Genomic DNA, 12125 nt, shown 5'->3' with positions numbered 1-12125 from the left:
GTGGGATTATGCGTCCGCTTTTTTAGGACTGCTGCGCCCGCCCTTCTCACCGGCGCGCGCGGCGCGCTGCGGATCGTTTTTGAAATTACCGCCGCTGTTTTTTCCCCCTTTACGTCCCGCTTCTGCGGCACGTTCACGGTTCTCAGCAAAATTTCCTGAACCTCCACGATGTGTTGTCATGATTTGCTCCTGTCGCGTAGTGCGATAAATAAGAATGAAATAGCAGAGAGCTGACGGCCTGAAGCCAGAATTCAACTCATGCTTAAATAATAGCCAGATTCTTCTTTTACTCGCCCGACAGTCACATTTAGCAACAGAGTAATCACCAGAAATTTGATTAAACAACGAACGTTCTGCCGACTTACAACCGATTAGCTGCGGATTTATTGCCCGACTCGTTCGCCTCCGTTTCCGTATCGCCTGCGTAAAACGAAAGCTCTTCTATACTTTTTCTGGACGTCAAAACCACCTGGAGAGATTTATGGCCAAAATTCTGGTGCTCTATTACTCGATGTACGGACATATTGAAACGATGGCGAACGCAGTTGCAGAAGGCGCTCGTCGGGTTCCCGGCGCGGAAGTGGATATCCTGCGGGTACCAGAAACGATGGAGGCCGATCGCTTTGCACAGGTGGGCGGCAAAACCAATCAGCAGGCAGCAGAAGCGACGCCTGAGGTACTGCCGCATTATGACGCGATTATCGTCGGCACCCCGACCCGCTTTGGCAACATGTCCGGACAGATGCGGACATTCTGGGACCGCACCGGCGGTCTCTGGGCGTCAGGCGCGCTGTTTGGCAAGGTTGCCAGCGTCTTTACCTCAACCGGCACCGGCGGCGGTCAGGAACAGACCATTACCTCAGTCTGGACCACGCTGGCGCATCACGGCATGGTAATTGTGCCTATCGGCTACGGCACCAAAGAGTTGTTCGATATTTCTCAGGTTCGCGGTGGCACGCCTTATGGTGCGACCACGCTGGCGGGCGGCGATGGTTCGCGTCAGCCGACAGAAGCGGAACTGAATATTGCCCGTTTCCAGGGTGAACATGTTGCCGGACTGACAGTGAAACTGCAGGACTGATTTAAACAAAGGAGAAAAGTATGTCTACTGAACAATCGAAAGCACACCACGTTGGCGAATGGGCCAGTCTGCGTCATACCTCCCCTGAAATTGCCGAGGCCATTTTCGAAGTGGCGAATTACGATGAGAGACTGGCAGAAGAGATCTGGCGTCAGCAAGGCAGCGATGACGTGCTGATTCGTGCCTTTGAAAAAACTGATAAAGATCTCCTGACCTGGGATGACAAGCCCGTAGAACGTAAGAACGTCTGATTCAGGGGCGGGACCTTCCCGCCCTCATTTTTAGCTCACCAAGGAGTACGCTATGTCTTCCTATCAAAGCATTAATCCCGCCAATAACCAGTTGCTGAAAAGCTGGCCGTCGCATGATGAGGCCGCTGTCAGCCAAGCTCTGGACGTTGCCGATCGCCTGTTTCACTCATCATGGAGCAAAGGTGAGATCCAGCCACGTCTGCAGGTACTGAAAAAACTGGCTGACCTGATTGATAGCCGCGCGGAAGAACTGGCCACCATCGCCAGTAAAGAGATGGGGAAACTGATTGGTCAGAGCCGTAGCGAAGTGAAAATCTGTTCACAGATTGCCCGCTACTACGCAGAGAATGCAGAACGTATTCTTCAGCCGCAGTCCTATCCCAGCGAGCTGGGCGAAGCCTGGGTTGAGTATCATCCGATTGGCGTGTTAGTCGCCGTCGAGCCGTGGAACTTCCCTTACTATCAGCTGATGCGCGTGCTGGCCCCTAACCTGGCGCTGGGTAACCCGGTGCTGGCGAAACATGCCAATATCGTGCCGCACTGTGCCGATGTCTTTGAAAAGCTGGTGCGTGAAGCGGGTGCACCTGAAGGTGCCTGGACTAACCTGTTCATCTCAACCGATCAGGTCGCCGATCTGATTGCTGACGACCGGGTTCAGGGTGTTGCTCTGACCGGTTCCGAGCGCGCAGGCAGCGCTGTGGCTGAGCAGGCCGGTAAGCATCTGAAGAAATCGACGCTGGAACTGGGCGGCAATGACGTGTTTGTGGTGCTGGACGATGCCGATCTTAACGAAGCCGTCCGCCAGGGCGTGCAGGCGCGTCTCAGCAACTGCGGCCAGGTCTGTACCGCCGCAAAACGTTTTATTCTGCATGAGAAGATTGCCGATCGCTTTATCAGCCAGTTCAGTGCCGCGCTGAGTGCCGCCACGCTAGGCGATCCGCTGGATGAGAAAACCACGCTTGGCCCGCTCTCTTCCGCTGACGCACGCGACCGTCTGGTGAAACAGGTAGACGAAGCGGTGGCTAATGGCGCAAAACTGGTGACAGGCGGTAAAGCCGTTGACGGTGAAGGTTGCTTCTATCAGCCCACCATTCTGACCGGCATTACCCCGGATAATCCTGCCTATTATCAGGAGTTCTTCGGCCCGGTGGCGCAGGTTTATGTCGTGGGTGATGATCAGGCGGCTGTGGCGCTGGCGAACGACTCGCACTATGGTCTGGGTGGATCGGTCTGGACTCGTGATATTGCACGCGGTCGTAAACTGGCATCTGCCATTGAAACCGGCATGGTGTTTATCAACTCCCAGAGCGATACCTCTGCTGAGCTGCCATTTGGTGGTGTGAAACGTTCAGGCTATGGCCGTGAGCTTTCTGATCTTGGCATCAAAGAGTTTGCTAACCAGAAGCTGGTGGTCGTGGCGGGTTAATCGTCCTGCAGCCATAAAAAAACCCCGTCGCGACGGGGTTTTTTATTATCGGCCGGAAAGCGTAATTACTGTGTGGCCACAGCTGCTGACGTTGAATTGTCATGGTGTGCCGTTGCAGGCGCGTTCGCGGCGTCAGCTTTGTCAGTCGTGGCTTTATTGTCACTGGCTGATTCTGCTGCATTGTCGGCTTTTGCTTTCTCAGCGGCGGCTTTTTCTTCTGCTGCTGCTTTGTCAGCTTTTGCCTTTTCAGCCGCGGCTTTATCAGCTGCAGCCTTATCCGCTTTTGCCTTTTCTGCTTTTGCTTTTTCTGCAGCAGCTTTATCGGCTGCGGCTTTGTCCGCTTTCGATTTTTCAGCTGCGGCTTTGTCCGCCTCTGACTTCTCAGCGGCAGCTTTATCTGCGTCAGATTTCTCTTTGGCTGCGGTCGCTTTGTCCGCTTCAGCTTTATCGGCTGCAGCATCCTGCGTCGCGGCGGCTTTCGCACTGTCATCGTCAGCCTGAGCTGCCGGTTGTGGTGCCGCAGCAGGCTGCATCGGTGTACCCTGCAGTGCCGCATTCAGCACCTGAGAGAACTGATCCCAGCTGCAATAGCCATTCGCATCGGCCTCACAACCCGCCAGCTGCAGCGTCACGCGCTTCGGTGGGTTCTTCAGGCTCAGTACATCCGCATTGCGCAGCTGATCGGCGGTCTGATAAACATACTCCACCTTGAGCAGGTCTTTATCGTTTTTCGCATCATGCCAGCGTTCGAAAACAACCTGACCGCCAATTGGCGTTTTTTCATAGGTGTCAGGCAGCTCATAAGGCTTGACCTGTAACGCACTCAGCAGCGAGGCGATGTTCGAGTCATGGCCGACCATCAGCGTAATTTTCGGCGCGTTGGCTTTGTCCTGATCCACTAACTGACTGCGGATGTAATCCACCAGCGGTGCTGCCACTTCACGGGAAACGTCCGGACTGGTAAACAGCGTGTCCTGATAACCATTTTTAATCGCTGACAGCTCTTTCCACTGTTCAGGCGTTTTGATCTGGCCCCAGGCAACCTGGTCCAGCGGGAAACCTTCGTAATATTGCAGCGTAAAGGCATCCATCAGCGAATTACCCACTTTCAGCGGGCCACTGACCGTTGGCTCTTTACCGTTTTCAGCGCTGAAGGTGTTCTGACCACTGCTGAGGTCGCACTGCTTTTTATTGTTACAGGCAGGCGAAGCTTTGTAGTCGACAATCTTTTCCAGCCGCTGGAAGGCGGGCTTCAGTGACAGTTTCTCATTGGCGGCAGCCATGGCGGCCAGCGCTTTTTTATTGAAGGCTTCACTGTCATCGGTGATGACGGGATTGAATACGGGATCCATGGCGCCCATTTCATCCTGATGCGTGACGGCAACGTCACAGCCAGGGAAGGCACCATTCACGAAGAACTGCGCGGTAGCGACAGTGCGCTGCAGGCTGTTCGCGTAAACAAAGACGTTATTGCTGTCAGGGCAGCTGCCGTTCTTCACCAGGCCCTGCTGTGCCAGCCACTGACGGGTGTAGTTACCCATGTAGACTTCCAGCACGCCACCTTTGGTGGTCAGCTGTCCGCCGGGAACATCCCACTGCGGCCAGCTCTTTTTGGTCGACTGCTCCAGCACGCTGCCATTATCGGCCAGCGGCGCACGCAGATTGTGACGGCTTAACATCAGCACCTGTTGCAGCTGCATATCGCCATCAGCAGCAAATGCTACCGTTCCGACCGGCAATGCAGCGAGCACTGACAATGCGCAAAGACTCAGTTTCTTGATCATTGTGCCTATTCCATTCATTCAGTAAAGAAACACTCTGGCTATCAACCGATTAGCTCGCCTCAGAGCGATGTATTTAACAGTGTAACTCAGCTCGCCTCAGAAAAGCGCCAGATGTTTGCAAAAACAGTGAGTGGACTATAGCAGAGATGCATCGGGCAGATGAATGCGCAGCCGCGCGTCATCGGAAGAGGCGTGCTTTTTTCAGACTGGAGGAAAAAACCGGAATGGCAGAAACGAAACAGGCCAGCACTATGTGCTGGCCTGTAAAATGTGGCGGAGGAGGAGAGATTCGAACTCTCGGATGGTTTCCCATCGGCGGTTTTCAAGACCGCTGCCTTAAGCCGCTCGGCCACCCCTCCGCAATGACGCGCACTATAAACATCCCGTTTAGCGATGTAAAGCGTCTATCTGTCTATTCGCCTGAAAAACAGCCAGATTGTGATTTTTCGCTGTGAAAATCGCCACTCTGCTCAAACAATTAGCAGAATAGCGCGTAAAGAAGGGTAAAACGCCTTTTCCCTCTTTAGTGGCCTGCGTATTCTCGGCACATATTTAGTGTTCTGCTGATTAGTGTTCTGCTTAAAGGAGCGCAACATGGAAAGAATTGTCACCTCATCGCAGTCCTCACTGCTGTCAACGCACAGAGTTCTGCGTAATACCTATTTTCTGCTGGGACTGACCCTGGCCTTTTCCGCGGTAACGGCGACAGCCAGCACCCTGCTGGCCCTGCCTGCGCCGGGTCTGATTCTGATGCTGATTGGCTTTTATGGCTTGATGTTTTTAACCTACCGTCTGGCGAACAGCCCGATGGGTATTCTGGCCGCGTTTGCGTTTACCGGCTTCCTGGGATATTGCCTGGGTCCTATCCTGAGTTCATTCCTGACCGCAGGCATGGGCGACGTGATAGCGCTGGCGTTGGGCGGTACGGCGCTGGTGTTCTTCTGCTGTTCTGCCTACGTGCTGACGACCCGTCGTGACATGTCCTTCCTGGGCGGCATGATGATGGCTGGCTTTGTGGTGCTGCTGGTGGCGGTGGTCGCGAATATCTTCCTGCAGCTGCCTGCGCTGCATCTGGCTATCAGCGCCCTGTTCATCCTGTTCTCCGCAGGTGCCATTTTGTGGGAAACCAGCAACATCATTCATGGTGGCGAAACCAACTACATTCGGGCGACGGTCAGCCTCTATGTTTCGCTCTATAACATCTTCGTCAGCCTGCTGAGCCTGCTGGGTTTTGCCCGCAGCAACTAACTGGCAGTGACAGTCAGCCTGTAAAACCCCGCTTCGGCGGGGTTTTTGCTTTTACTGTCCGCCAGGTTTGCTAAACTGCGCCGTCATTTATAGAGAGGACGTCACGTGAATTTTAACGGTAACGAAATCGCCGTCGATGCCGAAGGCTATCTGAAGAGTATCGACGACTGGAGTGAGGCGCTGGCGGCGCACATCGCGGAACAGGAAGGGCTTACCATGACTGAAGCACACTGGGAAGTGGTCCATTTCGTGCGCGCCTTTTATCTGGAATTTAACACCTCACCTGCCGTGCGGATGCTGGTAAAGGCAATGGCGCAGAAGTATGGGGAAGAGAAAGGCAACAGCCGCTACCTGTTTCGCCTCTTCCCGGAAGGACCCGCTAAACAGGCGACGAAAATCGCCGGTCTGCCTAAACCGGCGAAATGCCTGTAGTTAACCGGTTTTAAAATCGCGGGGCGGTTCTGCGGGCTGGTGTGGCTCCACCAGCACCTTATCAACGCGTGCGCTGTGTGGTCCGCCCGCTTTAAGCCAGGCAATCAGCGCTTCAACCTGCTCCGCCTCGCCCCAGGCCAGCACCTCAACGCTGCCGTCATTCAGATTTCGCGCGTAGCCCAGTACGCCCAGGGTTCTGGCTTCGACCTGCGTACTGTAACGAAACCCGACGCCCTGGACGCGGCCATGAACCCATGCTTTAAAACAGGCTGCTGACATTATTCTCTCCTGCTGCTGTTCGTTGCAATTTCCCGTTATCCACCGGACAATGGCGCCTCATTTTTTCAGGTAAGCATAGCAAACTATGACAGTCAGATTGATTCTCGCAAAGGGACGTGAAAAGTCCCTGCTCCGTCGCCATCCATGGGTCTTTTCAGGTGCCGTTGCACGTCTGGAAGGTAAAGCGCAACTGGGTGAAACCATTGACGTGTGTGACAGCAACGGTAAATGGCTGGCGCGTGCCGCTTATTCGCCCGAGTCGCAGATCCGCGCCCGCGTCTGGAGCTGGCAGGCCGATGAATCCATCGACATCGCCTTCTTTGTGCGCCGTTTTGAACAGGCGCAACAGTGGCGCAAATGGCTGGCGGCCCGCGATGGTCTGGATAGCTATCGCCTGATCGCTGGTGAATCAGATGGTTTACCGGGCGTCACCATCGATCGCTTTGGCAACTTTTTAGTGCTTCAGCTGCTCTCGGCAGGCGCGGAATATCAGCGCGCGGCGATCATCACTGCCCTGCAACAGTGCTTCCCTGACTGTGCCATCTATGACCGGTCTGACGTCGCTGTGCGTAAGAAAGAGGGGCTGGAGCTGACGCAGGGTACCGTCACCGGTGAACTGCCCCCGCCGCTGCTGCCGATTACCGAGCATGGCATGAAGCTGCTGGTTGATATTCAGGGCGGCCACAAAACCGGCTATTACCTTGATCAGCGTGACAGCCGTCTTGCCACGCGTCGTTACGCGCAGGATGCCCGCGTGCTTAACTGCTTCTCTTATACGGGCGGCTTCGCGGTTTCTGCACTGATGGGCGGCTGTAAAGAAGTGATCAGCGTGGACACCTCACAGGAAGCGCTGGACGTTGCCCGTCAGAACGTGGAACTGAATGAGCTGGATCTCTCCCGCGCGCGCTTCGAGCGTGATGATGTGTTCAAACTGCTACGTCGTTATCGTGACAGCGGTGAGAAATTTGATCTGATCATTATGGATCCGCCAAAGTTTGTCGAAAACAAAAGCCAGTTAATGGGTGCCTGCCGCGGCTATAAAGACATCAATATGCTTGCCATTCAGCTGCTGAACCCAGGTGGCGTGCTGCTGACTTTCTCCTGTTCCGGTCTGATGGCCACCGATCTGTTCCAGAAGATCATCGCCGATGCGGCGCTGGATGCGGGCCGCGAAGTGCAGTTTATTGAGCAGTTCCGGCAGGCAGCGGATCATCCGGTCATCGCCAGCTATCCGGAAGGTCTCTATCTGAAAGGTTTCGCCTGCCGCGTGATGTGACTTGAAAAATCAGCTCCAGCCCCCATATTGGAAAGAGAGCTTTTTTTCGGAGGTCACTATGATTGCCAGTAAATTTGGTATTGGTCAGCAGGTTCGTCATCGTTTGTCCGGCGTTCTGGGCGTTATTGTGGATGTCGATCCTGAATACTCGTTAGATGAGCCTAAAGTTGAAGAGGTTGGCGCGGAAGAGAAAATGCGCACTGCGCCCTGGTATCATGTGGTGATGGAAGATGAGGAAGGCGATCAGGTTCATACCTATGTTGCCGAAATTCAGCTTTCTGGTGAAACCAGCATTGAGCATCCTGAGCAGCCATCAATGGATGAGCTGGCGGCGTCAGTACGTCAGCAATTACAGGCACCTCATCTGCGGCATTAATCTGTGGCGGCACGCTCTGCCGCCACGCTAATTTTTAACGCGTTATCCCCAGACGCGGAATCTCAATCTTCGGGCAGCGATCCATAATCACCGTCATGCCTGCATCCTGTGCCAGTACCGCCGCCTGCTCATTAATCACACCCAGCTGCAGCCACAATGTTTTTGCCCCTGCGGCAATGGCTTCCTGCGCCACGCCCCACGCGGCTTCTGAATTGCGAAAGACATCTACCATATCAATCTCGCCCGGTACTTCCGCCAGACTGGCGTAAGCCTGCTGCCCCAGCAGGGTTTGGCCGGCCAGTTTTGGGCTGACCGGGATCACCTCATAGCCCTGATCGAGCAGATATTTCATCACACCATAACTGGGACGGTCGGGACGATCGCTTGCCCCTACTAAGGCGATACGTTGGGTGCGCGTCAGCACATCGCGAATTGTCTGGTCGTTCATCTTTATCTCCTTTCAGGTCAGTGTTGAGTGTAGTTTGGCGCATGCTTCAACAGTTAAGTCCCTGACGAAATTAATTGAACCCGCGCACGAATAAATATGTTTAAATGTAAATTAACTGCCATAATGTAAAAATTTGCTACACGTCATCCTTTACGTCACCACTTACCGGAGTTGAAATGAAGCTGTCGCTGGCCGTAACGGGGTTACTTACACTCCTTGTTTCGGCGTCCTGTTCTGCCATCACATTAAAGCTCGATCCCCAAATCGATCTGTTGGTGCTGGATGGTCGAAAAATTTCAGGCTCGCTCCTCAAAGGAGCAGACAGCTTAGAGCTGGATCGCGGTCAGCATCAGTTTCTGTTTCGGGTAGAGCAGCAACGCAAAGGGCAGAAAGAGAGTGTGATCGCTTATCAGTCTGCGCCGATGATCGTCACCTTTACTGCCGTGGCCAAAACCATCACCATCCGGTTGCCTGCGCTGGAGACAAAACGTGAGCGTTATCATTTTGACCGCAGTCTGAATTTTCAGCTGGTGGATGAGAAAGGCAATGAGATCAGCAGCGTGCGTGACCACCTGCCGGCCACCGCGACAGCGGATATGGAAAAAGCGATGCTGAATTACAATCGCACCCATCAGATTGCCTCTGTACCCCGGTTTGCAAATTCCGCTTCTGCTACGCCCTCTTCTTCCCGCCTCACCGCCGATCTGGACTGGACAACCCAGGCCGAACTGCCTTCGCTGCATCGCTGGTTTCACCGCTTCGATGAAGCTACGCGTCAGCAATTTCTGACACTGGTCAAAATGCTGCGTACGAGTTGATAGCATTAAAGAGCCAGAGGTAAACTCGTGCTTTCTCTTCTTGCGCATGAGCCTTATCAGGACGCTTTTATGGAACAGACTTTTCGTACCCTTGGCACCACAAAACATATTGCGCTGGTCGCCCATGACCACTGTAAAGCCGCCCTGCTTGACTGGGTTAAACAAAATCAGCCCGCACTTGAACCACACATCCTCTATGCGACCGGCACCACCGGAAATCTGATCAATCGTCATACCGGTCTGAATGTGACAGCCATGCTGAGCGGCCCGATGGGTGGCGATCAGCAGGTCGGCGCGCTGATCTCGGAAGGAAAAATTGATGCGCTGATTTTTTTCTGGGATCCGCTCAACGCCGTGCCGCACGATCCGGATGTGAAAGCTCTGCTGCGTCTGGCGACCGTCTGGAATATCCCGGTCGCCACGAACCGCTCCACAGCGGATTTTATTATTCAGTCGCCACTGTTTGCGCAAAACGTTGAGATTATGATCCCCGACTATCAGCGCTATCTGGCCGATCGTCTGAAATAACTCAGGCTTTACGCAGTACGGGTACGCCCAGTTCGCGGAAGTGATCGACAAACGAAGACGGCGCGGCCTTATCAAACATCAGAAAGACCTGCTGACGCGCGCGCGTCAGCGCCACATAGGCCAGACGGCGCTCTTCCGCATCCGGAAACGCTTCGGGCTGTGGTAACAGGCCCTGTTCGATAATCGACTCGCGTACTTCCGCCGGGAAGCCCTCTTTACCCTGCTGCAATCCCACCAGAATAACGTAATCCGCCTGCTGACCTTTGCTGGCATGGATTGTCATAAATTCCAGATTAAGTTTCGGCCAGCGGGTTCTTGCTTTATCCAGTAATTCCGGTCGCAGATAGTGATAGCGCGCCAGTAGCAGAATCCGCTCATCAGGCTTCGCGTAACCGCTGAGTTTGTTCAGCAGGGCTTCCAGCTGATCCTCCGACAGCAGCGAAATCGACTTTTTATTGCCCTTGGTGACGCTGTTCAGCGGTTTTGCCAGCTGCTGCGGATTCTGCTGGATAAACCGGTTAGCAATGTCACCAATGCGGTCATTAAAGCGGTAGGTGGTGTCCAGCACGCACCGATCGCCCTCACCAAAGTAGTGATGAAATGCGGTGGTCAGCGTCATCTCTGCACCGCTGAAGCGGTAGATAGCCTGCCAGTCATCGCCAACCGCAAACAGCGCGGTGCGCTTATTTTGCTTGCGCAGTGCGCTGAGCAATGCGGCACGCTGAGGCGAGATATCCTGGAATTCATCCACCAGAATGTGTTTCCACGGACTGATAAACCGTCCTTTTTCCAGAATCGCAATGGCCTGGTGGATCAGTCCCGAAAAATCGACCGCGCCCTCCTCTTTCAGCGCGCTTTTCCACGCTTTCAGCAGGGGTGCCATCAGTTTGATGCGTTTACTGAAGTGATCCCGAATCTCTTCCGGCACATCCGCGATCATGGCCGCCTGTGCGCCGCCATGCATGCGCATCAGACCGAGCCAGCGCTCCAGACGTGACGCCAGCCGGTTTGCCAGCCTCTCGTCCTCCCAGAATGGCCCTTCCGGTACCTCCCACTCCAGTTCGTCACGGAGCCACTGACGCCAGCCGTTTGCCATCGCCTTTTTCTCATGGCACTGCTGCCGCCACTCCCTGAGTAGCAGCGTACGACGCGCATCTGCATCGCTCTCGAGCTTACTGATAACCGGCTGCTTATTGCTGCCTTCACGAATAATATGCAGAGCCAGAGAATGGAAAGTCCGGGCCTGGATGTCACCCGTAGAGAGCCGGGACTGAATACGTGCGTTCATCTCTTCAGCCGCCTGGCGGCCAAACGCCAGCAACAGAATTTGATCGGCGCTGGCCAGTCTGCGCTCCATTAACCAGCCTGCACGGGCCACCAGCACAGAGGTTTTACCGCTGCCCGCACCGGCCAGCACCAGCAGAGAATCCTCGCCATTAACCACCGCCTCACACTGCGACTGATTGAGTGGTGTGCTCTCGACGCTGGCGAAGAACGACTGATAGCGGGTCAGCATGGCGGCAGTCCAGTCGCGGTTTCGCTGCCTCAGGGCCGACTCACCCTGATCCAGCCAGTGCTGGCAAAATGCCAGGTTATCACGGCAGTCAGGAAAATCGTTTAAGCGGGTGAACGGCATCGGTAACGCGTCGAACTGTTTGAGAATCTTTGTCTTCAGCGCCTGCAGCTCGTGGCGATTCAGCCAGCGATCCTGCGCGCTAAACGTTCCGATTTCGTCGCGCAGTGACTGGAGCACCTCGCGGCACACCGCACTCATCTCCAGACTCCAGTTCTGCCAGGCCTGCAGCAGATAGTGGTGAAAGCGCTGCGTCTCCTGCCATTCCGTTCCGTGCAGCCGGACCACTTTTTCATCGGCCAGCAGAAATTCCAGCTCACCCCATACCAGCCCGCGCTTGCAGGCAATATCCAGTAACTGGTTAAAGGGGATCAGATACTCATGCTTATCGCCACTGACTTCGACACCCGCTGCCAGCAGACGAACACGGTTATAAGGATGCTGGGCAAGCCGTTTGCCCATTGAGGTTGCTTTCAGTTCCACGCCGACACCAACGTCAGATAACAGGATTAGGGGGAGTTTACCTGTCAGACCCTTGGCGCTCCAGCCTTAAAACAAGCTAAACTTGGCGTCACATCTTGCGGAATGCAAAAGGAAAAGAAGAT

Annotated in this window: 14 protein-coding genes and 1 tRNA gene; 9 read left to right on the top strand and 6 right to left on the bottom strand. The window is 54.6% G+C overall.

Annotated features, from left to right (window positions below):
* Nucleotides 1-6: 6 nt before the first annotated feature.
* Nucleotides 7-180, bottom strand: a complete 174-nt coding sequence (locus tag IBT54_RS03620; RefSeq protein WP_013357370.1) for a general stress protein — start codon at nucleotides 178-180, stop codon at nucleotides 7-9.
* A 301-nt stretch (nucleotides 181-481) separates the two neighbouring features.
* Between IBT54_RS03620 and wrbA the strand changes: the two genes are divergently transcribed.
* The 3 genes from wrbA to IBT54_RS03605 are packed head-to-tail and all read left to right on the top strand — an operon-like array spanning nucleotide 482 to nucleotide 2758.
* The gene (wrbA, locus tag IBT54_RS03615) at nucleotides 482-1081 is read left to right on the top strand and encodes an NAD(P)H:quinone oxidoreductase (protein WP_013357369.1); all 600 of its coding nucleotides are present in this window, start codon (nucleotides 482-484) and stop codon (nucleotides 1079-1081) included.
* Nucleotides 1082-1101: 20 nt separating this feature from the next.
* On the top strand, nucleotides 1102-1332 hold the full coding sequence (locus tag IBT54_RS03610; RefSeq protein ID WP_003850006.1) for a YccJ family protein: 231 nt from the start codon (nucleotides 1102-1104) through the stop codon (nucleotides 1330-1332).
* Nucleotides 1333-1384: 52 nt separating this feature from the next.
* Nucleotides 1385-2758: an NAD-dependent succinate-semialdehyde dehydrogenase gene (locus IBT54_RS03605; RefSeq protein ID WP_201251588.1), complete on the top strand. Its 1374-nt coding sequence runs from the start codon at nucleotides 1385-1387 to the stop codon at nucleotides 2756-2758.
* A gap of 65 nt (nucleotides 2759-2823) precedes the next feature.
* Here IBT54_RS03605 and agp read toward each other — a convergent pair whose 3' ends face one another.
* Together agp and IBT54_RS03595 are read right to left on the bottom strand one after the other, a co-directional pair.
* The gene (gene agp, locus IBT54_RS03600) at nucleotides 2824-4542 is read right to left on the bottom strand and encodes a bifunctional glucose-1-phosphatase/inositol phosphatase (protein WP_201251587.1); all 1719 of its coding nucleotides are present in this window, start codon (nucleotides 4540-4542) and stop codon (nucleotides 2824-2826) included.
* A 271-nt stretch (nucleotides 4543-4813) separates the two neighbouring features.
* Nucleotides 4814-4901 (bottom strand) — tRNA-Ser (locus tag IBT54_RS03595).
* A gap of 235 nt (nucleotides 4902-5136) precedes the next feature.
* Here IBT54_RS03595 and yccA point away from each other — a divergent pair.
* Together yccA and tusE are read left to right on the top strand one after the other, a co-directional pair.
* On the top strand, nucleotides 5137-5790 hold the full coding sequence (gene yccA, locus IBT54_RS03590) for an FtsH protease modulator YccA (RefSeq protein WP_201251586.1): 654 nt from the start codon (nucleotides 5137-5139) through the stop codon (nucleotides 5788-5790).
* A gap of 105 nt (nucleotides 5791-5895) precedes the next feature.
* Nucleotides 5896-6222 (top strand): sulfurtransferase TusE, encoded by a 327-nt coding sequence (tusE, locus tag IBT54_RS03585; RefSeq protein ID WP_033732189.1) that lies wholly within the window; start codon nucleotides 5896-5898, stop codon nucleotides 6220-6222.
* On the opposite strand, the gene yccX is transcribed toward tusE, so the two are convergent.
* Nucleotides 6223-6501, bottom strand: a complete 279-nt coding sequence (yccX, locus tag IBT54_RS03580; RefSeq protein WP_201251585.1) for an acylphosphatase — start codon at nucleotides 6499-6501, stop codon at nucleotides 6223-6225. It abuts the gene before it with no gap.
* Nucleotides 6502-6586: 85 nt separating this feature from the next.
* On the opposite strand from yccX, the gene rlmI reads away from it, so the two are divergent.
* Together rlmI and hspQ are read left to right on the top strand one after the other, a co-directional pair.
* A complete protein-coding gene (gene rlmI / locus IBT54_RS03575) occupies nucleotides 6587-7777 on the top strand; it encodes a 23S rRNA (cytosine(1962)-C(5))-methyltransferase RlmI (RefSeq protein WP_013357364.1) in 1191 nt (396 codons plus the stop codon).
* 58 nt (nucleotides 7778-7835) lie between these two features.
* Complete coding sequence (gene hspQ / locus IBT54_RS03570; protein WP_201251584.1) at nucleotides 7836-8153, top strand: heat shock protein HspQ; 318 nt, start codon at nucleotides 7836-7838, stop codon at nucleotides 8151-8153.
* A 34-nt stretch (nucleotides 8154-8187) separates the two neighbouring features.
* Here the strand turns inward: hspQ and IBT54_RS03565 are convergent, their stop codons facing one another.
* Nucleotides 8188-8601 carry a CoA-binding protein gene (locus IBT54_RS03565; RefSeq protein WP_033732185.1) on the bottom strand — a complete coding sequence of 138 codons (414 nt, stop codon included), beginning with the start codon at nucleotides 8599-8601 and terminating at the stop codon, nucleotides 8188-8190.
* A 176-nt stretch (nucleotides 8602-8777) separates the two neighbouring features.
* On the opposite strand from IBT54_RS03565, the gene IBT54_RS03560 reads away from it, so the two are divergent.
* Nucleotides 8778-9419, top strand: a complete 642-nt coding sequence (locus IBT54_RS03560; RefSeq protein ID WP_013357361.1) for a DUF2057 family protein — start codon at nucleotides 8778-8780, stop codon at nucleotides 9417-9419.
* Between the two features lie 69 nt (nucleotides 9420-9488).
* Nucleotides 9489-9947 carry a methylglyoxal synthase gene (gene mgsA / locus IBT54_RS03555; RefSeq protein WP_201251583.1) on the top strand — a complete coding sequence of 153 codons (459 nt, stop codon included), beginning with the start codon at nucleotides 9489-9491 and terminating at the stop codon, nucleotides 9945-9947.
* Between the two features lies 1 nt (nucleotide 9948).
* On the opposite strand, the gene helD is transcribed toward mgsA, so the two are convergent.
* Nucleotides 9949-12003, bottom strand: a complete 2055-nt coding sequence (helD, locus tag IBT54_RS03550) for a DNA helicase IV (protein WP_201251582.1) — start codon at nucleotides 12001-12003, stop codon at nucleotides 9949-9951.
* Nucleotides 12004-12125 lie beyond the last annotated feature (122 nt).

Origin of the sequence: Pantoea sp. S62 (genome assembly GCF_016658625.1) — a bacterium.
GTDB classification, from domain to species: domain Bacteria; phylum Pseudomonadota; class Gammaproteobacteria; order Enterobacterales; family Enterobacteriaceae; genus Pantoea; species Pantoea vagans.
This window is presented reverse-complemented; position numbering and strand designations above follow the sequence as displayed.

What these genes read in the sequence shown, in the direction of transcription:
- IBT54_RS03605 (WP_201251588.1), top strand. Translation starts at nt 1,385, where the DNA reads ATGTCTTCCTATCAAAGCATTAATCCCGCCAATAACCAGTTGCTGAAA.
- rlmI (WP_013357364.1), top strand. Translation starts at nt 6,587, where the DNA reads ATGACAGTCAGATTGATTCTCGCAAAGGGACGTGAAAAGTCCCTGCTC.
- yccX (WP_201251585.1), bottom strand. Translation starts at nt 6,501, where the DNA reads ATGTCAGCAGCCTGTTTTAAAGCATGGGTTCATGGCCGCGTCCAGGGC.
- yccA (WP_201251586.1), top strand. Translation starts at nt 5,137, where the DNA reads ATGGAAAGAATTGTCACCTCATCGCAGTCCTCACTGCTGTCAACGCAC.
- agp (WP_201251587.1), bottom strand. Translation starts at nt 4,542, where the DNA reads ATGATCAAGAAACTGAGTCTTTGCGCATTGTCAGTGCTCGCTGCATTG.
- IBT54_RS03565 (WP_033732185.1), bottom strand. Translation starts at nt 8,601, where the DNA reads ATGAACGACCAGACAATTCGCGATGTGCTGACGCGCACCCAACGTATC.
- IBT54_RS03620 (WP_013357370.1), bottom strand. Translation starts at nt 180, where the DNA reads ATGACAACACATCGTGGAGGTTCAGGAAATTTTGCTGAGAACCGTGAA.
- IBT54_RS03560 (WP_013357361.1), top strand. Translation starts at nt 8,778, where the DNA reads ATGAAGCTGTCGCTGGCCGTAACGGGGTTACTTACACTCCTTGTTTCG.
- hspQ (WP_201251584.1), top strand. Translation starts at nt 7,836, where the DNA reads ATGATTGCCAGTAAATTTGGTATTGGTCAGCAGGTTCGTCATCGTTTG.
- wrbA (WP_013357369.1), top strand. Translation starts at nt 482, where the DNA reads ATGGCCAAAATTCTGGTGCTCTATTACTCGATGTACGGACATATTGAA.
- IBT54_RS03610 (WP_003850006.1), top strand. Translation starts at nt 1,102, where the DNA reads ATGTCTACTGAACAATCGAAAGCACACCACGTTGGCGAATGGGCCAGT.
- mgsA (WP_201251583.1), top strand. Translation starts at nt 9,489, where the DNA reads ATGGAACAGACTTTTCGTACCCTTGGCACCACAAAACATATTGCGCTG.